This is a genomic window from Parvibaculum sp. (genome assembly GCF_019635935.1).
Lineage (GTDB): Bacteria > Pseudomonadota > Alphaproteobacteria > Parvibaculales > Parvibaculaceae > Parvibaculum.
In genome coordinates, this window is sequence record NZ_JAHBYN010000001.1 from 63,805 (window position 1) to 79,345 (window position 15,541).

The following is a 15,541-nucleotide window of genomic DNA, read 5'->3' on the forward strand; positions in this document are numbered from 1 at the left end:
TCAGTCGCCGGCGCGGTCGACGATGCCGCCCGCCGACCCGACCTGCACCACGGCCGCCGCCGCGTCGCTGACGTCATGCGGCTTGTGCTCGCCTTCTATCGCACGGATACGTTCGCGCAATTGCGTCTGTTCCGCCTTGCCGAGCGGGAAGCCCCACATCACCGCCGCCGCCGCCAGCATGGTCAGCGCCGGCAGCGTCACATACATCGCCATGAACTGATTGAGCGTCTCGGGCGAATTCCCGCCACCCGGCATGAAGCCGATATAGTCGAGAATTGGATAGGTGATGCCGACGGCAAGCGCCGCACCGACCTTGGCGGTCATCGTCAGCAGCGAATAATAGAGCCCCGTGCGCCGTTGTCCGGTCTCCAGATAGTCGGTGTCGATTACATCGGCCATGATCGAGCGCAACAGGAAGGAACCGGCGCCATAGGCAATGCCGTAGAGCGAATTGCCGATGAACAGCCACCAGAACTCGCCGCGCGGGAAAAAGATGACCAGCGGCAGCGCAACCGCGCCATAGCACATCGCGATGGCGAGCGTCTTGTGCTTGCCCGCCATGTGGCTGAGGCGGATCCAGAACGGAATGCCGACAAAGCCGAAAATGAAATAGACGAGCAGCAACAGGCTCGCATGGCGCGGCAGCTCCATCACATGGATGGCAAAGAAGATATAGAGCGAGCCGGTGATCGCCGGCGCGATGTTGACCAGCAGGTCCGCCACCAGCACCCGCTGCAACAGCCGGTTGCGCGCGATGATGCCCCAGGCCTTCTGCCACGGAATTTGCGCTTGCGGTGCGCTCTTGAATTCAGGCGCGAGCCAGACCGCGAGCCCGACGGTGATCGGAAGCAGAATGAGAATGAACCAGCCCATCGCCGCGACCTTCTCGCGGCCGCCGGCGCCGCCCTCCGCCGCCATCTCGATGATCGCCGGCAGCGCCAGCACCGCGAACATGCCGAGGATCAGCAGAAATTCGCGCACGCCCTGAATGGTCGAGCGTTCGTCGTATTCGCCCGAGAGTTCGGCGCCCCACGACATGTGCGAAATCGTCAGCAGCGTCCAGCCGATATAGAGCACGAACATCCATGTCGCGAGATAGACCCAGGTAACGGGCGGCGAGGGCATGAACAACATGTAGCCGGCAACGAGCAGGATCGGCGTCGACAGCACGATCCAGTGCCGCCTGCGTCCCCAGCGGCTCGGAAAACGGTCCGACACCATGCCGAGCACGGGATCGGTGAACACATCCCAGAAGCGCGCCAGCATGAAGATCGTGCCGGCAACGGTCAGTCCGAGGCCCATCTCGTGGCCGTAAAAGGGCGGCAGGTAGACGACGATCGGCAGGCCCAGCGCGGCCATCGGAATCGAGGGCAGGGCATAGGCGCCGATCTGGCCCCGCGTGACTTTCTTCTGTTCTTGCATTCGCTCCCCTTGCGCCGCCGCCCGTTCGCAGCCGCGTCCGCACCCTAAGGCCCTTTTCGGGCTTTTATTGACTATTTGTCAGCGGCGCTAGGGAACCCGATAACGCAGCGCTTGTCTATCGATTCCGGTTCGGGCGTCAGCCGAAATTTGAGTCCGCGACAAACGGATTGCCGCGCCGCTCGGCGCCGAAGGTCGACAACGGCCCATGCCCCGGCACGAACGTCACGTCGTCGCCAAGAGGCCACAACCGCTCGCGAATGGATTGGATCAGCGCGCCATAATCGCCGCGCGGCAGATCCGTGCGGCCGATCGAACCCTGAAACAGCACGTCGCCGACAATGGCAAGGCGCGACGGCGCGTGGAAGAAAATCACATGGCCGGGCGTGTGGCCGGGGCAGTGGCGCACATCGAAGGTGAGCCCGGCAACTTCCACCGTGTCGCCGTTCTCAAGCCAGCGGTCCGGCACGAAGCCGCCGACGGGCGGAAAGCCGTATTTCGCGGCCTGGTCGGGAAGCGCTTCGATCAGGAACAGGTCGTCCTTGTGCGGGCCTTCGATCGGCACGCCAAGCTCGCGCGCCAGATCGCCGGCCGCCGAGGCGTGGTCGAGATGGCCATGCGTCAGCAGCACTTTCTCGATGGTGACGCCGGCCTCGGCCGCCGCCGCCTTGATCCGGTCGAGATCGCCGCCCGGATCGCTGACCGCACCGCGCATGGTCTCGTCGTTCCAGATCAGTGTGCAGTTCTGCTGAAACGGCGTCACCGGAAGGATGGCGGCTTTGAGGCCCATATCTGAGAATCCTGACTGTGAATATCGATTGGCCGCAAGATAGGGGCCGTCGCCAGCCTTGGCGAATCCCCCATCCATTTCGCCGATAATATATATTATGGAGATTGCTCTTGACAGTAAGTCATTGGCCAATAAGGCGAAAATAAACAGCCTTCGCCAATACTTTCGCCCGGAACACCGTCAACGGCGAAAAAAAGTGTCAAATGAGCAAAATTTCTTCCATTCGGGCCATGCGAGCGGCTGCCGAGGCCCTCGAAATCGAAGCCGCGGCCCTTCGCCGCCACGCCGAGATCGCCGAGCAACGCGCGGCCGACAAGCGCCGCCGCGCCGAATTTCCGCAGATTTGGAAGCGCGTCACAGCGATGATCGAGGCCGGACTGGACGAGCCGCGCGCCCGCGCTTTCGTCGCCAACCAAATGGGCGTCGAGATATGGACCGTCGATCACTGGATGCAGAAATCGGAGCTGCGCAGCGCCGCTCTCAAGGTCTGGCGGCGGGACCGCGAGATATTCCAGCGCGCGCATGTGCTCTCGAATGTCGCCCTGGGCGAACTCTATGGCCTCACCCCGACGACGATCAGCCGCATCATCCGCCGCCAGCTCGAACGCCGATACCGGCGCGGCACCCCGGCCCAATTCGGGTGATTTACCATAGCTGTTCAGCTACCGTTCAGGCCGCCCCGCCAGAATGCCCGTCAGGACTCACAGGAGCTTCACCCATGCGCATCATCGCCGCCGCCCTCGCCATCGCCGCCACCGTCAGCGGCCCTGCCAGCGCGCAAGAGAGCTGCCCCCTTAGCCGGGCCGTCTACAGCTCGGCCGAGGCCCCCACCTTCGCCATGACATTTCGCGCCGACAGCGACAGCGAGACCGGCACAGTCGCCGCAATTGCCGAACGCGGTCGCATCCTCTCCCGACACCTTGTCGATTTGAGGTTCACGCACAGCCTCGGCTACTCGGTCGCCTACACGGTCGGGAGCAGTCCGATGATCGAAGCATCGCCGGGAGAGGAACCGCTTGGCGGGCGCATCGTCGCCCTGACGCGAGATTTTCGGGACGTCGGCATCGGCGCGGCCGGCACGGCGGCACCCTACGCCATCGTCATTCCGGACATCGGCTCGCAGCTCTACAACGCGACGAAACACGACCCCGACCGGCAGACCTCGATCCCCGAGGGCGCATGGATACTCAGCGGTTGCCGGTAACGAAAAGGCCGCCCCACGATCGCGAGGCGGCCCTTCAATGATTTCAACGCGCTCCGCCTACTTGAAGGCGTAGTACGTCACCGCGCCGAGAGCCACCACGATCATGATGCGCTCGGGCGTCGTCGCATTCGTTCCGAAAAGCCAATCGAACAAGGCTACCTCCTACTGCGTTTGCGGCGGCGCGTCGTCTTGCGCGCGGCCTTTGCCTTCACCACGCGGCCACCGCCGCCCTTGGCGAAACGGAAGCCTTTTTTCAGCCGCCCGTTCGCCTTCAGCCCGGCGCAGCCGCGCCGTCGCGTTTTCTTCCGGCACCTCGCCGCCATCACTTGCCGCCTTTCTCTTTCATCGCGGCCGCGAGCCCGCCGCCGATCAGCAGCAAGAGGCCCGTAGCCCAATCGCCCGCCGCGAAGGCCGGCGCGGCCGTCGAGACCGCATCGGCAATCGCCGGAGCTTCGTTCACCTTGGCAAGCGTGCCGAGGCCATAGATCGCGGCCGACAGGCCGACATAGGTTGTGGGCTCGCTCGCCCGGTCCTTAAGCCATTTCATGCTTCACCGCCTTTTCGAGGAGAGTTTCAAGACGCACCACACGCCGATCCAGCTTCCAGAGCGCAATGGCGACAACCATCATCGCGACGTTGCCGCCGGTCGCGATGACTTCCTGCAAGAGCGCGAGTTCCGGCATCACCAGACCTTCATTTTCTTTCCGGCCATGTAGACGCCACCGGCGACGGCCGCCGCATAAAGCAGCTTCGTTGTCGATTGCATCGCTTCATTGGCCTGCCAGAGACCGAGCGCACCGAAACCGGCTATCCCGAGATAGACGAAAGGCATCAGGCCACCCCAATCCAGAAATGATGACGGCCCACAATCGCAGAGAGCTTCGCGGGCGGTTTCGCCCAAGACGGGACAGACCCCGGAGGCACCATCGCGGTCGGGCTGTAGTAGTGCAGCGCGCCACCGGTCGGATCAGCAAGGTGCCCCGTCAGGGCTTCCTCGGCGACATCAAGACAAGAGCGGAATTGCGCATCCGCTTCGGTAACAGCACGCGCCGCCGTGCCGTTCGGCTCCCCGGCATTCCACATGCTGAATTGATAGGGTGCGCGAACGACACCTTGCACCGTGCCCGGATAGCGCCTCGACGCAACGCGGTTCATGATGACGGCCGCAACCGCGCGCTGTCCGGCTTTCCCCTCGCCGCGCGCCTCTCCCCAAAGCGTCCGGGCCAGCCAGTCCTTTTCAACAGGATCGACAGCCGGAGCCGCCGCCTGCCCGCCGCCGATGCCGAAAAACGAATTCACGAAATCAGACGTGTACGGAGCGGATTGCCCGAGGCCGAACGGATCGGTGCCGAACGGGTTCTCGAAGCCCGGCGCGACCTCGAAACCGCCGACGACCGGCGGCGTGGCGGGAGCCGCCGCAGCCGTCGCCTGGGCGGCTTCTGCCACCTTGCGACGGCCGCGAATGAAGGCCCACATTGCAGTGAAAATTCCGCCGATCAAAACTGCATCCTCCAAATTGTCGGCCACACCGCCACCTACTCCGCAGCGGGTTCGGCAGGCACCGGCATTTGATCCTGCCGCTTGCCGATCATCTTGACCGTGCGCTTGTCATGCGGCGCGCGCGTGAACTCGACACACACCATCGCCTCGCCGGTCTCGCCTTCGAAAACGCGGACCTCGCCGGACGGGAATTTCTGGACGATGAGATTTTCTGCCATTGTTCCGCCTACAGAATGTCGAATGAGACCTCAACGCGGCCCGTTGTCGGGATTTCACCGCGAAGGCGCAAGCCGGGACGAATGTAAAGCTCTCCGATATGCTTCGTTCCCGGACCGAAACACGACAAAATCCGACGCTGGCCGGCGATCAGGTGAACCTGATCCGTACCGCCGGAGCCGCCGATCATGCCTCGCCGAAGGATCACGCCGTTGACGTTCGCGGCCGCAGCAACAAAATCGGTGTCACCCGTCGTCAGCAGCGCATGGGATACTCCGACGCTCGGGATCGAACCGCCATCGTCCGTCCGGCGCGGTGACGGCGGCATGAGCGCATTGGAAATCGAGATCGGCTGCGCGGCCGCAAAAGTGATCGGCTGTATCGGCTGCGGCCCGTTGAAATCTATCGGCTGGATCGGAACGGCCGTGCCGCCATAAACCGCACGGTTGTCGATGATGTCGCCCGTACCGATTTGCAGATGCACGTCGAGCGGCGAGGCAGACACGTTGCGAATTATCAGCGACGAAAATTCGAGCACCTGACCGGCCGCATCGAATGGCCGATAGCCAAGCCCCGGCGCGACATAGAAGAAATTGCCATCATCGAATGCCAATTGAAAAGGCGCGTCAGCCGAGAGGCAGGAGACGATTGTTCCCGCGTCGTTGAACGAACGCTCCTCACCGGCCGGAATGCCGGTGATGATTACGTCGCGGAACTGTCCGGAGCGGCGGGCCATCACGCGGCTTTCTGCAAATAGTTGAAGGCAAAGAACGCGATCATCGCAATGGCCGCATACTGAATGAATTGCTGCACGATTTCGGTTGCGTCTTCCGTCGCCGCCGCCTGCGCCGCTTGCTGATACGACGCCTGCGTCGAAGATGCGAAGCCGAGAACGTCATTCGCAAAGTTGAACACGCCATCCGAAAACGACATAGCGACGGACGCCATGTCCTCCGAGACCTCGCGCGCGAGCTTGTTGCCCTCCTTAAGCGCGGTATTGACGACATTGGTATTTCGGTCGAGAGCGACCTTCGCGACGTGCAGCGCCTCCGGCGACAAGTCCTCAATCGTCACGTTGACATAGCTGTCCTCAGCGCGAACGATCAACGCGCCATTGTCGGCCGCGATACGCTCATCGCGCGTCGTCGTCTGTTGCGTCTGCGCACTGGCGGACGAAGATTTATTGAAGCACATCAGGCGACATCCTTCACATAGGTCAGAGCGCGAAGCCGCATTCCGAAATGCTCGACCACGCGCACCATCGCATCGGTTTCGATGTCCGCGACGATACGCGCGCCACTGTCGAGCATGTTTTCGAGCGTGGCGAAGGCGGTGCGGATCAGGAACGGCGCGCGGCGCGCGTTCAGACCGACAATGCGAAGCTCCATCCGCCCGGCCACCGGCAACAGCGAATAGGCGACGACCGCGCGCACACGATCATCCTCTCCAACCGTGAGAAACGAGACCTCACCCGCTTCGTATGCGGCGCGAAGATTTCCCGCCGGATAATCGGCAGGCGCGCTCTCGGCAATGAGAGCGTCGATTTCCGGCGTCCATTTTGCGCTAGGATCGACCTTCATCAGCTTCGCCCCAAGAAGTACCAGCCAGCGAGCGCCAGCGCGCCCATGACGACAAGATGCGTGATGCCCGCTGCGGTCGGCGTTGCCGTGTTGCCCTGCCCCATCACAAATGCGCCGGACGTGAACGTGTTGTTGACGCTCGCGTGTCCGCTCGCACTCGACGGGATCAGCGTCGATGCGCCGGGCGCGGCCGGAGCGGCGGCGGCGGCAATCGTCGGCGCGGCGAGCATGGAAAGCACGGCAACCTCCTAACGGCGCAACAGCACCAGCACCACCACCGCGAGGCCGGCACCCGCGACCAGGTATTCGGTCGGGACGCCGAAGAACGGGCCGGACCCTTGCGGATAGGTGACGGGCTGCTGTGGCGCGGCAGCGTTCGCGCCCGGCGGCAGATAGCCTTGCGCGCCGCCAAGCTTCAACGTCTCGAATTGCAGATATTTTTCGTAGACGTTGACAGCGGTCTCGAACACGCCGCCGAACAGATCGTTGATGTCGCCGAATATATCGCCCATTGACTTTGCTCCGAGCGGCGACGGTTAGAGCGGCCCGCCGTGAAATTCCGCGATCATGGTGAAGTTGTTCGCGACGGCCATATCGAACTCGATCTGAAGCTCATCGACAAAGTTGCCGTTGGCCTTGCGCATCGGCAGCACGTCGGCCGCGCGACCAGTATCATCCATGGCCGCGTGGAATACCGCCGTCTGCGGCACCTTGCCGGCCGCCGTCAGATAGGCGTTCGCCTGCGCGCGCGTCAGATTGTAGGCCTCGTTTTGCTCGACCGAAATCCGCAGCGCGGAAATGTCGTTGGCCGTGTTCTCGAAGCAATGCAGCGCGGCGAGATCGCCAAGGTTGCGCGGCATGTCGAGCAGCGTACGCGCGCCCGTTCCCGACACGTCGATATTGCGGCGGCGCGTCGTCATGATGCGGCCGAGCGGATAGAGCTTGCCGTCCGGCATCCGCGCATTGTCGAAGATCGCGCGGCCGGCCAGTGCGGGCGCGGTACGACCCGCCGCAACCTTGACCCGGATTTGGAAGCTCTCGATGCCGTTGCCTTCAAGCGCCCATGCGAGAAAATCTTCGTCGCCCGGCGTCCGCCGCCACGGCTCCGAAAAATAGATCGGCAGAAGGCCGTTCTGGAACGCGAAGGGCGCGCCGTGATAGGCGTTCATCACCCGCAGTTCCGCCGCCGAGAATTTCCGCTGCGTCCGCGCATTGAGGAGGATTTCGATTTCCTCGATTGCGGCGTCGGTATTCGCCAGCGTCGTCGGCGTCCCGCTTTCGGTGTAGTGCAGCATGACGCCGTGGTAGCGGCGGCTCGGCGGGAGATCGATACTGGCGGTCTGACCGGCGCCAACGCCGGTGATGTTCTGGATCGGAACGCGGCGACGATATGCCATGACGATTTCCTTGTGTCGGTGTGAGAGCTTCGCGGCGCGCGACGGATCAGGCGTCGTAGCCGGAGATCGCCTGCTTCACGAGCGAGTTGCTGCGCATGGCGTTCATCACGAGACCGGCGAAGAAGATCGCCCCCACCGTGATGATGAAATATTTTGCTTCGGGCTTGCCCATTGTCGCGTCCTCTTGACGATGTTTCCTAGGCCACCGCAGCGGCCCGCGCTTGTCGCCAGACGAAGCCGACCGCCGATTTCCGTCAAGGGCAAAAAGGCCGCCCTACGTACGTAGGGAAACGGGCGTCAACAGGCCGGATTTAGACTGCCGGAACGCCGTCACCTGTCCATTTTCGGCCATAAGGCAATGGTGATTTGCGAGCGTACGCAGCGGCTCTTTCCAGCGCTTCCCGAGGCGCTTGAGCATCGCCTGTTGATCGTCCTCTTCCGCCAACGGAAAGACGTAGGTTGTCAGCACATTGCCGCGAAAAGTTTTCGACACTTGCGCCGGTCGCTGTGTCACGCCGACGACCTCGATCCCGACATGACGGCCGCGATTGACGATGTTCGACATGCCCGAGAATTCCGTAGGGAGCTTGTGCGACGGAAACGACAAATCCATTTCCTCGACAACCAGCGTCAGCTTGCGCGCATCGCGGCCATCTTCGTAGGGAGATTGAACCTGCCATAGCGCCGATGTCAGCCGATGCAGACATTCCGCCTCGCCACCGGCGCGCGGCACGTAGGAGATCGCGAAGCCGCGTCCGTACAGTCGCCGGATCGCGCGGCCGACTTCGGGAAGCGAGTAGCACTTGACGATTTTCCCGCCGGTATATTCATCGAGCGGATCGAAAACGACGACCTTGGGCTTGCCCTTGGTCATCGCCTTCGCCCGCGTCGATTTTCCCGAGCCGCGCCGCCCGGTGATGAGCGTCAGCGATGCGTCTTTCTGCATCGTCACTCGCCCCAGTCCGCGCCTTCGTCCGGCCGCAAATTGCCGTCGCCGCCATCGGCGTTATCGGCCTTCGGCGTCACGTCCTTCATCGGCCGCGCTTCGGCCTCCGCCTTGGCGACAATCTCGGCCTTCACCGCCATTGCCTTCGGGCCGACGAAAGCAAGGATGGTGATGATGCGCTTTGCCCACTCGCTTTCCGGCGACAACAGCCATTGCAAAAAAGGCGTCTCAAGCGCGATGTCGTACAGGCTGTCAGACGCGGCGCGCGCCGCCTGTTCTTCTTCCGGCCGGATCGGCAGGCTTTCGAGCGGGAAAGGCGGCAGCGAGACGACGCCGCCGAGCGCGAACAGGCCCCGGAAATTCATCCAGAACATTTCGCGGTCGATCAGGCCGCCCGGCACCGCCGCGCCGGGCTGTCCCAATTCGTCCTGGCCGATGTCATCCGCACCGAAGTCAATCCCGTCCACATGCGCGCCGGGATCGTCGTCGCCCTCAGAGATCGGAGAGGAAGTTGCTTCCTCGACGCTCGGGCTTTCGTTTCGGCTTGGGAGCGGCGGGCGGGTCAACGCGGCCCGACTTGTCGTTTGCAGAAACTTTTCCTTCATCGGCGTCTTCCGCCTCCTTTGCCTTTGCGATCAGCTCCGCGCTGTCCGCCTGTCCGTATTTCATTTCCGAGCCGCAGGCCGTCCGGTCCGTATGGCCATTGCAGCGATAGAAGACGCGCCAGCCGTTGCCCTCGACCTTGAGCGGCACCTTCGCGCCGCAGACGAGGCATTTGCCAAGCCCGAGATGCGCCGCCATCGCTATTCGCCCTCGTAGCGCGGACGGCCGCGCTTCCAGCCAATCGGCCGGCGCGCGCCTTCCGGCGAAGGTTCACCCTTCGACTTCGGCGCGGCCTTCGCGCGCGGCTTCGCGGGCGCCTTCGGCTTCGCCGCAGCTTTCGCCTTCGGCTTCACCGTCTTTTTCGGTTTGCAGGTCACAGGTGATTTTCCTTCCATGTTTTCAGCGCGGCCATCACTTCGGACATTGATCCGAAGCCGCCGCCCGGATCGAACGCGCGCTTGTGTGGAGAAGGTGGCGGCTTGTAGTTCGGCGCAGGCATTTCGCGCGCGTCGAAATAGGAGTGGCAGTCATGTTGCGAGAGCAAAAATTCGACGGCTTCCGTCCCGCCCTTGATCGCGGCGGAAAGAATATCGGCGGTCAGCTTCAACCGGATCACGCGGTTCCATGTGCCGCTGTCGAAGACGGCAACGCGGCCAGTTTCTTGCGCGATGATTTCGCCCGTCTCTGTGTCGATCACTTCGGAGTGCTGGTAGCCCTCAAGCGCCAGCTCTTCGTCGGGCAGCGGATCGCGCAGGCCGTACCACTCGCGAAGGCCGCGCGCATATGTCAGGTGCCGCGCGCCCTTGAACGCGGTCGCAAATTCGACAAAGAGCCGGCCGGCGCGCGCGTCATGCTCGCTCGCCTTGAGCAAGTCCCATACGGATTGACCGGCGGCGTCTTTGTGCGCGCCTTTCGCGATTTCCTGACCGGCTCCCCACTTCGCGACATAGGCCGCGCCCGCGCTGGCCGTAGACGCCTCGCGAAGATGGAAAGCCTTTTCGTCGCATGTTCCGTCGACGCGCCGCACCGCGCTTGACCATCGCGCCCACAGCGCGGCCTCAAGATCGTCCTGGCGGCGTTCGGACAGCTTCGCGCCCGTGAAAATCAGGACATGCAAATGCGGATGCCAGCCGCTTTTCCCGTGCGTGACCTCAAGCGCGCGCACCGTGCCGATGATGCCGAGATCGGCTTTCAATCTGACCCATGCGCCGCCCTGTTGCGCTTTCTCCCATGCGCGCGCCACCTGCCACCGCAGTTCCCTTGCCGACTGGAAAGATTTATGGCGAAGCGTGAGTGTCGCCATGTACAGGCCGCCGCCCGCCGTCATATGCGCTTGCGTCAGCGCCTCGACTTCGGCGGTTCGGCGCGTTGCGATCTTCGATGCGCAAACCGGACAGGTCCATATCGAGCCGCACGTCTCAAGCCCGCGAAAATGCGCGCCGCCTTCGGGGTTAACCCATACCTCGACCGTTGGCCCCGTGCGGCGACGGCCGCAGCGCGCCACCCTGCCCGGCTCGCTTCGATCCGCCGCCGTGTCGAGTAGTACGCCCGCCCGGTCGCGCAATTCGTGCCGCTCTTTGCGAAGATGCAGCACGTCCTCTGGAAAGTCTGTTTGCGTGTCTATCAAGGCGCGGCACCGGCGCGGTAGTGATGGTCGACAAAAACAGTATCGCGGACGCGCAAGAGGATGATTTCGCCCTCGCAGTCCCACGCGGCGGCGAGACGGCGCGCTTCCGCATCGTCGGGCGCTTCAATCGCCTGCATGCAGTATTGGCGACCGTCGAGCGTCATATAGCGCGCGATGTAGAGCGCTTTTGCGCGCGAAGAGGTGAGGCTGGCGAAAGGGTCTCGCATCATGCACATCACGGCCTCCCGTGTTCGGTTGCGTAGTGATGGATCGTCAGCGCGGCGGCGGCCCAGTTGTCGACGACCTCATGGAACACAACGGCACCGCGCCAAATAATCATCAGCGCGATGCCGCCTTCGGTCATTTCGATTGCCGAGATCGTCATTGACGGAGGAACGCTCATCACCAGTCCCTCCCGCGCGCCATCGCCGCCCACCGCCGTTCCAGCACCGCGTCATGTTCGGGCTTCGCTTCGCGGACGCGGCGCATATGCGCGACGTTGAATTTCGACGTGATGACGAATTTTTGCTCGCACGGCCAGAAGACCAGCGTTTCGATTGTCTCGGTTTCGTCCGGGTACAGAGAAATGCTGTTTCTGTGGACTTCGGCCCAGCCGCATTTCCCGCGCCGCTCGGTGGCCTCGAAAATGTCGGTCACGTCCTCGACCAAGAGAATTTTTCCGTAGCGGTCGATGAAGCGGATTTGCTTTTGGAAAGGTGGGGTTTCGATGGGGGCCACCTGCCCCGGCAGTTCGTCGATTGTGAGCATCCGTTTTCCCCGCGTTGCTCTGGACCCTGCCCCGCCTCGGCGGGCGGCGGCGCAGTCAGGAGCCTCGGGGTACGAGAGATCAGCGCCGCCGCCGCTTTCGCGGGGAACGTCGATCCAATGCACCCGTTCATTTGCGGTTCAAGTGGCCGGTTTTATTGTCGCTCGACTCACGGCAACAGCCTCAGCGGGGAAAAATTGCGATGCTGTACTTTGATTTCCGACACCGCGCGAAACGCGCCGCAGCTCGCATCCGCGACTTGCTCAACAGATCCGACGAGCTGACGACGGATCCGCGATCGGGCGATCCGATGCCGCTAAATATGGGTTTACGAAATCGCAAAGACACTAGACCTAGAAGTCTGGCAAATCAGTTGCGGGTGATTTGCTCCGCAGGCAGACAAGTATTCCGCGACCGTCCCGATATGAGAACAAAACAACGTGTAAGCACCCTCTGCTATATATTATGAAGAATATTATCCTACATCCGGGCCCAACCGGCATCACCGTCAAACGCGCCCGGAACAAAGAAAATCCCCGTAATATGTGTGTGCCACCGGCATACATTCAGTAAAAATGACGCAAAATCAAAGACAAACCCTGAATAGTAACGCCCCTTTATCGCTGCATATTATGGCCCAACATAAGGTCATTTTGTGATCGGGTTGACCCTCGTGTCTGAAACCTTCAAATACGAACCGTCGGGGTGCTTTGGGGGCACAAACGACTGGAGGTTCCAATGACCCGGTTTGGCAAGACACTTCTCGCAGGCGCGGCCAGCATCGCGCTGATGGCGTCCCCGGCCCTGGCTGAAGGCGACATGCTTCAGCCCGACGACCTGAACGCGCCGGACGCGGCGGCCACGGACACGATGCCCGAGGTCGACGCGGTCGCCCAGCTTCAGGCGCTCGGCTACAGCGACATCGAGCCCATCGACGCCCAGGGCGATGCCGAGGCCGAAGGCCAGGCGACCTTCACGGCCACCAATCTCGACGGCCAGTCCGTCATGGTGACGCTCGACACCCACACCGGCACGGTGATCGACGAGCAGCCGGCCGCCTACTGATCGGCCATTCGTGAAATGCAGGCGGCGCGGAAGTTTCGGCTCCCGCGCCGTCTGCACGAAGCGTCCACCTTTCTCGAAGCGCAACGGGGCGCTGGGGCCTTGAAGACAGTCGGAGAAATGACATGAAGAACCGAATAGCGAAAACGCTCCTCGCCGGCACGGCAAGCCTCGCCCTGCTGGCCTCGCCGGCGCTGGCGATCGATGCGCTGGCGCCCGCCGGCAAGGTTCTCGCCCAGACAGGCGGCGTCGGCGTTGAAGGCGTCACAGGCGCCGCCGGATCGATCGGCGCGGGCCAAGCTGGCGTCGGCGGCAAAGGCGCCGTGGGCATCGACGGCAATGTCGGCGCCAGCACGTCCGGCGGCTCGGCGGGCGCTGGCGCGAGCGGTTCCGTTGGCACGTCGGGCGCCGTTGGCGGCGCGGCAGGCACGTCGGGCAATGTTGGCGCCGGCGCAAGCGGTTCGGCTGGCACGGCCGATACCGGCGGCACGATTGGCGGCACTGGCAGCGCCGAAACGACCGGCTCAGTGCTCGGTGCGTCGTCGGCGGATACGACCGCCTTGCTGACGCAGCGCGGCTACACCGACATCGTGCCCGTCGAAGACGCGGCCACCGCCGCCGCGGACATGAGCGGTCATTCGACCTTCAAGGCGCGCAACAGCACCGGAAACCAGGTCGAGCTCGTGGTCGACAACGCCACCGGCGTTGTGATCCACGAATCCGCGATGGGCGCGAAAAACCAGTAACCGCCCTCGTCCCGCGGATAACACGCCACACGAACAACGGCGCGGAAGCCTCAGGCTCCGCGCCGTTTTTTTAGAATTCGAATTCCAGAGCCATGCCGTCCCAGGCCGGCTCCACGCCCGCCGGCAGCTCGGCTTTCAGCGTCCGGTAGTCGAGATCGACATGCAGATTGGTCAGCACGCCTTGAGGCACCCCGGCGCGTTTCAGCCAGCCAAGCGCCATCTCGACATGCGCATGCGTCGGGTGTGGCGTATAGCGCAGCGCATCGACGATCCAGCATTGAATTCCGTCCAGTAGCGCGAAACTCTCATCCGGAATGCCAACCGCATCCGCCGAATAGGCCAGCGGTCCGAACCGGAATCCGAGCGAGCGGATATTGCCGTGGTCCTGGTCGAAAGGCAGCGCGGTCACCGTACCTCCCGGCCCCTCCACATGCACCGCCCGCCCCGGCGCCTCGATCATGTGATGGTTGAGTATCGGCGGATAGCCCGCGCCGGGCTTCTCCTTGAAGCAATATCCGAAGCGCGACAGCAGCGTCTCGCCCGTCGCCGCGTCCATCCAGCAATCGACGCGGCGGCGCTGGTTGATCGCCACCATGCGCAAATCGTCGATCCCGTGGCATTGGTCGGCATGGTCGTGCGTGAACAGCACGCCGTGGATCGGCCCGACGCCGGCATCGATCAATTGTTCGCGCATGTCGGGCGATGTGTCGATCAGCACCACGGTCTTTTCGGCCGGGTTGCGGTCCCATTGCTCGACCAGCAGCGAGCAGCGCCGCCGCCGGTTCTTCGGTTCTTTCGGGTCGCAGGCGCCCCAATGTCCGCCATCGGGCCCGATGCGCGGTACCCCGCCCGACGAGCCGCAACCGAGAATGGTCGCCTTCAGCTTCATCCGCGCAACACCGCGTCGGGCGGCACGCGCGAAAACAGCCGGAGGAAGTTTCCGGTCGTCGCTTCGGCAAGCTGCGCCGCGCTCACGCCTTTGACCTCTGCCAGTTTCGCCGCCGTATGCACCACGAAGGCCGGCTCGTTGCGCTTGCCGCGCTTCGGCACCGGCGCGAGGTAAGGCGCATCGGTCTCGACCAGCAGCCGGTCCAGCGGCACTTTCGCGGCGGTCGCCCGCAATTCGTCCGCCGTCTTGAAGGTCAGGATGCCGGAAAGCGAAATATAAAGCCCCAATTCAAGAGCCTTTTCAGCAAGTTGCGGGCCCGAGCTGAAGCAGTGCAGCAGCCCCGGAAAGGCGCCCTTCCCGGTTTCCTCATCCAGAATCCGGCCCGTGTCGTCGTCGGCGTCGCGCGTATGCACGACAAGCGGCAGCCCCGTCTCGCGCGCCGCCGCGATATGCGCGCGGAAGTTCCGCTGCTGCGCCTCGCGCGGCGAATGCTCGTAATAATAGTCGAGCCCGGTCTCGCCGATGCCGACGACCTTCGGGTGCTTGGCCATCTCCACCAGCGTCGCCGTGTCGGTCACCGGCTCGTTCGCCGCCTCATGCGGATGAATGCCGACGGTGCAGAACACATGCGGGAAACGTTCCGCCACCGCCCTCACCCGGTCGAATTCGCTGACCTTGGTCGAGATCGTCACCATCAGCCCGACGCCCGCCGCATGGGCGCGCGTCACCACCTCCTCGACCTCCGGCCCGAAATCAGGAAAGTCGAGATGACAATGGCTGTCGATCAGCACGGGCA

At 63.4% G+C, this 15,541-nt stretch carries 29 protein-coding genes; 4 read left to right on the forward strand and 25 right to left on the reverse strand.

Annotated features, from left to right (window positions below):
* The gene (locus KF719_RS00315; protein WP_293506119.1) at positions 1–1,422 is read right to left on the reverse strand and encodes an MFS transporter; all 1,422 of its coding nucleotides are present in this window, start codon (positions 1,420–1,422) and stop codon (positions 1–3) included.
* A gap of 136 nt (positions 1,423–1,558) precedes the next feature.
* Positions 1,559–2,209, reverse strand: a complete 651-nt coding sequence (locus KF719_RS00320) for an MBL fold metallo-hydrolase (protein ID WP_293506121.1) — start codon at positions 2,207–2,209, stop codon at positions 1,559–1,561.
* A gap of 203 nt (positions 2,210–2,412) precedes the next feature.
* Here KF719_RS00320 and KF719_RS00325 point away from each other — a divergent pair, with 203 nt between their 5' ends.
* Both KF719_RS00325 and KF719_RS00330 read left to right on the forward strand, forming a co-directional pair.
* On the forward strand, positions 2,413–2,853 hold the full coding sequence (locus KF719_RS00325) for a hypothetical protein (protein WP_293506123.1): 441 nt from the start codon (positions 2,413–2,415) through the stop codon (positions 2,851–2,853).
* Between the two features lie 74 nt (positions 2,854–2,927).
* A complete protein-coding gene (locus KF719_RS00330; RefSeq protein WP_293506125.1) occupies positions 2,928–3,413 on the forward strand; it encodes a hypothetical protein in 486 nt (161 codons plus the stop codon).
* A gap of 155 nt (positions 3,414–3,568) precedes the next feature.
* On the opposite strand, the gene KF719_RS00335 is transcribed toward KF719_RS00330, so the two are convergent.
* The 21 genes from KF719_RS00335 to KF719_RS00435 all read right to left on the reverse strand — a co-directional run bounded on the left by KF719_RS00335 (position 3,569) and on the right by KF719_RS00435 (position 12,050).
* Entirely contained in the window at positions 3,569–3,736 is a 168-nt protein-coding gene (locus KF719_RS00335; RefSeq protein WP_293506127.1) for a hypothetical protein, read from the reverse strand.
* Complete coding sequence (locus KF719_RS00340; RefSeq protein ID WP_293506129.1) at positions 3,736–3,960, reverse strand: hypothetical protein; 225 nt, start codon at positions 3,958–3,960, stop codon at positions 3,736–3,738. The genes KF719_RS00335 and KF719_RS00340 overlap by 1 nt, the downstream gene beginning before the upstream one ends.
* Positions 3,947–4,096 carry a hypothetical protein gene (locus KF719_RS00345; RefSeq protein ID WP_293506130.1) on the reverse strand — a complete coding sequence of 50 codons (150 nt, stop codon included), beginning with the start codon at positions 4,094–4,096 and terminating at the stop codon, positions 3,947–3,949. The genes KF719_RS00340 and KF719_RS00345 overlap by 14 nt, the downstream gene beginning before the upstream one ends.
* A complete protein-coding gene (locus KF719_RS00350; protein ID WP_293506132.1) occupies positions 4,096–4,245 on the reverse strand; it encodes a hypothetical protein in 150 nt (49 codons plus the stop codon). Before KF719_RS00350 ends, KF719_RS00345 begins: the two co-directional genes overlap by 1 nt.
* Positions 4,245–4,940 (reverse strand): cell wall hydrolase, encoded by a 696-nt coding sequence (locus KF719_RS00355; protein ID WP_293506133.1) that lies wholly within the window; start codon positions 4,938–4,940, stop codon positions 4,245–4,247. Before KF719_RS00355 ends, KF719_RS00350 begins: the two co-directional genes overlap by 1 nt.
* An 8-nt stretch (positions 4,941–4,948) precedes the next feature.
* On the reverse strand, positions 4,949–5,131 hold the full coding sequence (locus KF719_RS00360) for a hypothetical protein (protein WP_293506135.1): 183 nt from the start codon (positions 5,129–5,131) through the stop codon (positions 4,949–4,951).
* 8 nt (positions 5,132–5,139) lie between these two features.
* Positions 5,140–5,865: a hypothetical protein gene (locus KF719_RS00365; RefSeq protein WP_293506137.1), complete on the reverse strand. Its 726-nt coding sequence runs from the start codon at positions 5,863–5,865 to the stop codon at positions 5,140–5,142.
* A complete protein-coding gene (locus tag KF719_RS00370; protein WP_293506139.1) occupies positions 5,865–6,323 on the reverse strand; it encodes a hypothetical protein in 459 nt (152 codons plus the stop codon). Before KF719_RS00370 ends, KF719_RS00365 begins: the two co-directional genes overlap by 1 nt.
* Entirely contained in the window at positions 6,323–6,709 is a 387-nt protein-coding gene (locus tag KF719_RS00375) for a hypothetical protein (protein WP_293506141.1), read from the reverse strand. Before KF719_RS00375 ends, KF719_RS00370 begins: the two co-directional genes overlap by 1 nt.
* Positions 6,709–6,948: a hypothetical protein gene (locus tag KF719_RS00380; protein ID WP_293506143.1), complete on the reverse strand. Its 240-nt coding sequence runs from the start codon at positions 6,946–6,948 to the stop codon at positions 6,709–6,711. The genes KF719_RS00375 and KF719_RS00380 overlap by 1 nt, the downstream gene beginning before the upstream one ends.
* Before the next feature lie 9 nt (positions 6,949–6,957).
* Positions 6,958–7,221 (reverse strand): hypothetical protein, encoded by a 264-nt coding sequence (locus tag KF719_RS00385; protein WP_293506145.1) that lies wholly within the window; start codon positions 7,219–7,221, stop codon positions 6,958–6,960.
* Positions 7,222–7,245: 24 nt separating this feature from the next.
* Positions 7,246–8,106 carry a major capsid protein P2 gene (locus KF719_RS00390; protein ID WP_293506147.1) on the reverse strand — a complete coding sequence of 287 codons (861 nt, stop codon included), beginning with the start codon at positions 8,104–8,106 and terminating at the stop codon, positions 7,246–7,248.
* Between the two features lie 46 nt (positions 8,107–8,152).
* Positions 8,153–8,278 (reverse strand): hypothetical protein, encoded by a 126-nt coding sequence (locus KF719_RS00395; protein WP_293506149.1) that lies wholly within the window; start codon positions 8,276–8,278, stop codon positions 8,153–8,155.
* A gap of 102 nt (positions 8,279–8,380) precedes the next feature.
* Positions 8,381–9,052, reverse strand: coding sequence for a hypothetical protein (locus KF719_RS00400; protein ID WP_293506151.1), 672 nt, complete (start codon positions 9,050–9,052; stop codon positions 8,381–8,383).
* 2 nt (positions 9,053–9,054) lie between these two features.
* The gene (locus tag KF719_RS00405; RefSeq protein WP_293506153.1) at positions 9,055–9,519 is read right to left on the reverse strand and encodes a hypothetical protein; all 465 of its coding nucleotides are present in this window, start codon (positions 9,517–9,519) and stop codon (positions 9,055–9,057) included.
* 25 nt (positions 9,520–9,544) lie between these two features.
* Positions 9,545–9,853: a hypothetical protein gene (locus KF719_RS00410; protein WP_293506155.1), complete on the reverse strand. Its 309-nt coding sequence runs from the start codon at positions 9,851–9,853 to the stop codon at positions 9,545–9,547.
* A 2-nt stretch (positions 9,854–9,855) separates the two neighbouring features.
* Positions 9,856–10,032, reverse strand: coding sequence for a hypothetical protein (locus KF719_RS00415; protein WP_293506157.1), 177 nt, complete (start codon positions 10,030–10,032; stop codon positions 9,856–9,858).
* Entirely contained in the window at positions 10,029–11,282 is a 1,254-nt protein-coding gene (locus tag KF719_RS00420) for a protein rep (protein ID WP_293506159.1), read from the reverse strand. The genes KF719_RS00415 and KF719_RS00420 overlap by 4 nt, the downstream gene beginning before the upstream one ends.
* A complete protein-coding gene (locus KF719_RS00425; protein WP_293506161.1) occupies positions 11,279–11,512 on the reverse strand; it encodes a hypothetical protein in 234 nt (77 codons plus the stop codon). Before KF719_RS00425 ends, KF719_RS00420 begins: the two co-directional genes overlap by 4 nt.
* A gap of 5 nt (positions 11,513–11,517) precedes the next feature.
* A complete protein-coding gene (locus KF719_RS00430) occupies positions 11,518–11,685 on the reverse strand; it encodes a hypothetical protein (RefSeq protein ID WP_293506163.1) in 168 nt (55 codons plus the stop codon).
* On the reverse strand, positions 11,685–12,050 hold the full coding sequence (locus tag KF719_RS00435; RefSeq protein WP_293506165.1) for a hypothetical protein: 366 nt from the start codon (positions 12,048–12,050) through the stop codon (positions 11,685–11,687). Before KF719_RS00435 ends, KF719_RS00430 begins: the two co-directional genes overlap by 1 nt.
* A 736-nt stretch (positions 12,051–12,786) precedes the next feature.
* On the opposite strand from KF719_RS00435, the gene KF719_RS00440 reads away from it, so the two are divergent.
* Positions 12,787–13,113 (forward strand): PepSY domain-containing protein, encoded by a 327-nt coding sequence (locus KF719_RS00440; RefSeq protein WP_293506167.1) that lies wholly within the window; start codon positions 12,787–12,789, stop codon positions 13,111–13,113.
* 122 nt (positions 13,114–13,235) lie between these two features.
* Entirely contained in the window at positions 13,236–13,856 is a 621-nt protein-coding gene (locus KF719_RS00445; protein WP_293506169.1) for a hypothetical protein, read from the forward strand.
* 70 nt (positions 13,857–13,926) lie between these two features.
* Here KF719_RS00445 and KF719_RS00450 read toward each other — a convergent pair whose 3' ends face one another.
* Both KF719_RS00450 and KF719_RS00455 read right to left on the reverse strand, forming a co-directional pair.
* Positions 13,927–14,745: an MBL fold metallo-hydrolase gene (locus KF719_RS00450; RefSeq protein WP_293506171.1), complete on the reverse strand. Its 819-nt coding sequence runs from the start codon at positions 14,743–14,745 to the stop codon at positions 13,927–13,929.
* Complete coding sequence (locus KF719_RS00455) at positions 14,742–15,536, reverse strand: TatD family hydrolase (RefSeq protein WP_293510534.1); 795 nt, start codon at positions 15,534–15,536, stop codon at positions 14,742–14,744. The genes KF719_RS00450 and KF719_RS00455 overlap by 4 nt, the downstream gene beginning before the upstream one ends.
* Between the last annotated feature and the right edge of the window lie 5 nt (positions 15,537–15,541).

Bases quoted from the DNA above. Each gene is read 5' to 3' on its own strand.
- KF719_RS00450 (WP_293506171.1), bottom strand. From the start codon at position 14,745: ATGAAGCTGAAGGCGACCATTCTCGGTTGCGGCTCGTCGGGCGGGGTA.
- KF719_RS00440 (WP_293506167.1), top strand. From the start codon at position 12,787: ATGACCCGGTTTGGCAAGACACTTCTCGCAGGCGCGGCCAGCATCGCG.
- KF719_RS00325 (WP_293506123.1), top strand. From the start codon at position 2,413: ATGAGCAAAATTTCTTCCATTCGGGCCATGCGAGCGGCTGCCGAGGCC.
- KF719_RS00425 (WP_293506161.1), bottom strand. From the start codon at position 11,512: ATGATGCGAGACCCTTTCGCCAGCCTCACCTCTTCGCGCGCAAAAGCG.
- KF719_RS00330 (WP_293506125.1), top strand. From the start codon at position 2,928: ATGCGCATCATCGCCGCCGCCCTCGCCATCGCCGCCACCGTCAGCGGC.
- KF719_RS00335 (WP_293506127.1), bottom strand. From the start codon at position 3,736: ATGGCGGCGAGGTGCCGGAAGAAAACGCGACGGCGCGGCTGCGCCGGG.
- KF719_RS00340 (WP_293506129.1), bottom strand. From the start codon at position 3,960: ATGAAATGGCTTAAGGACCGGGCGAGCGAGCCCACAACCTATGTCGGC.
- KF719_RS00400 (WP_293506151.1), bottom strand. From the start codon at position 9,052: ATGCAGAAAGACGCATCGCTGACGCTCATCACCGGGCGGCGCGGCTCG.
- KF719_RS00350 (WP_293506132.1), bottom strand. From the start codon at position 4,245: ATGCCTTTCGTCTATCTCGGGATAGCCGGTTTCGGTGCGCTCGGTCTC.
- KF719_RS00435 (WP_293506165.1), bottom strand. From the start codon at position 12,050: ATGCTCACAATCGACGAACTGCCGGGGCAGGTGGCCCCCATCGAAACC.
- KF719_RS00410 (WP_293506155.1), bottom strand. From the start codon at position 9,853: ATGGCGGCGCATCTCGGGCTTGGCAAATGCCTCGTCTGCGGCGCGAAG.
- KF719_RS00360 (WP_293506135.1), bottom strand. From the start codon at position 5,131: ATGGCAGAAAATCTCATCGTCCAGAAATTCCCGTCCGGCGAGGTCCGC.
- KF719_RS00430 (WP_293506163.1), bottom strand. From the start codon at position 11,685: ATGAGCGTTCCTCCGTCAATGACGATCTCGGCAATCGAAATGACCGAA.
- KF719_RS00320 (WP_293506121.1), bottom strand. From the start codon at position 2,209: ATGGGCCTCAAAGCCGCCATCCTTCCGGTGACGCCGTTTCAGCAGAAC.
- KF719_RS00345 (WP_293506130.1), bottom strand. From the start codon at position 4,096: ATGCCGGAACTCGCGCTCTTGCAGGAAGTCATCGCGACCGGCGGCAAC.
- KF719_RS00445 (WP_293506169.1), top strand. From the start codon at position 13,236: ATGAAGAACCGAATAGCGAAAACGCTCCTCGCCGGCACGGCAAGCCTC.
- KF719_RS00315 (WP_293506119.1), bottom strand. From the start codon at position 1,422: ATGCAAGAACAGAAGAAAGTCACGCGGGGCCAGATCGGCGCCTATGCC.
- KF719_RS00385 (WP_293506145.1), bottom strand. From the start codon at position 7,221: ATGGGCGATATATTCGGCGACATCAACGATCTGTTCGGCGGCGTGTTC.
- KF719_RS00365 (WP_293506137.1), bottom strand. From the start codon at position 5,865: ATGGCCCGCCGCTCCGGACAGTTCCGCGACGTAATCATCACCGGCATT.
- KF719_RS00395 (WP_293506149.1), bottom strand. From the start codon at position 8,278: ATGGGCAAGCCCGAAGCAAAATATTTCATCATCACGGTGGGGGCGATC.
- KF719_RS00375 (WP_293506141.1), bottom strand. From the start codon at position 6,709: ATGAAGGTCGATCCTAGCGCAAAATGGACGCCGGAAATCGACGCTCTC.
- KF719_RS00370 (WP_293506139.1), bottom strand. From the start codon at position 6,323: ATGTGCTTCAATAAATCTTCGTCCGCCAGTGCGCAGACGCAACAGACG.
- KF719_RS00390 (WP_293506147.1), bottom strand. From the start codon at position 8,106: ATGGCATATCGTCGCCGCGTTCCGATCCAGAACATCACCGGCGTTGGC.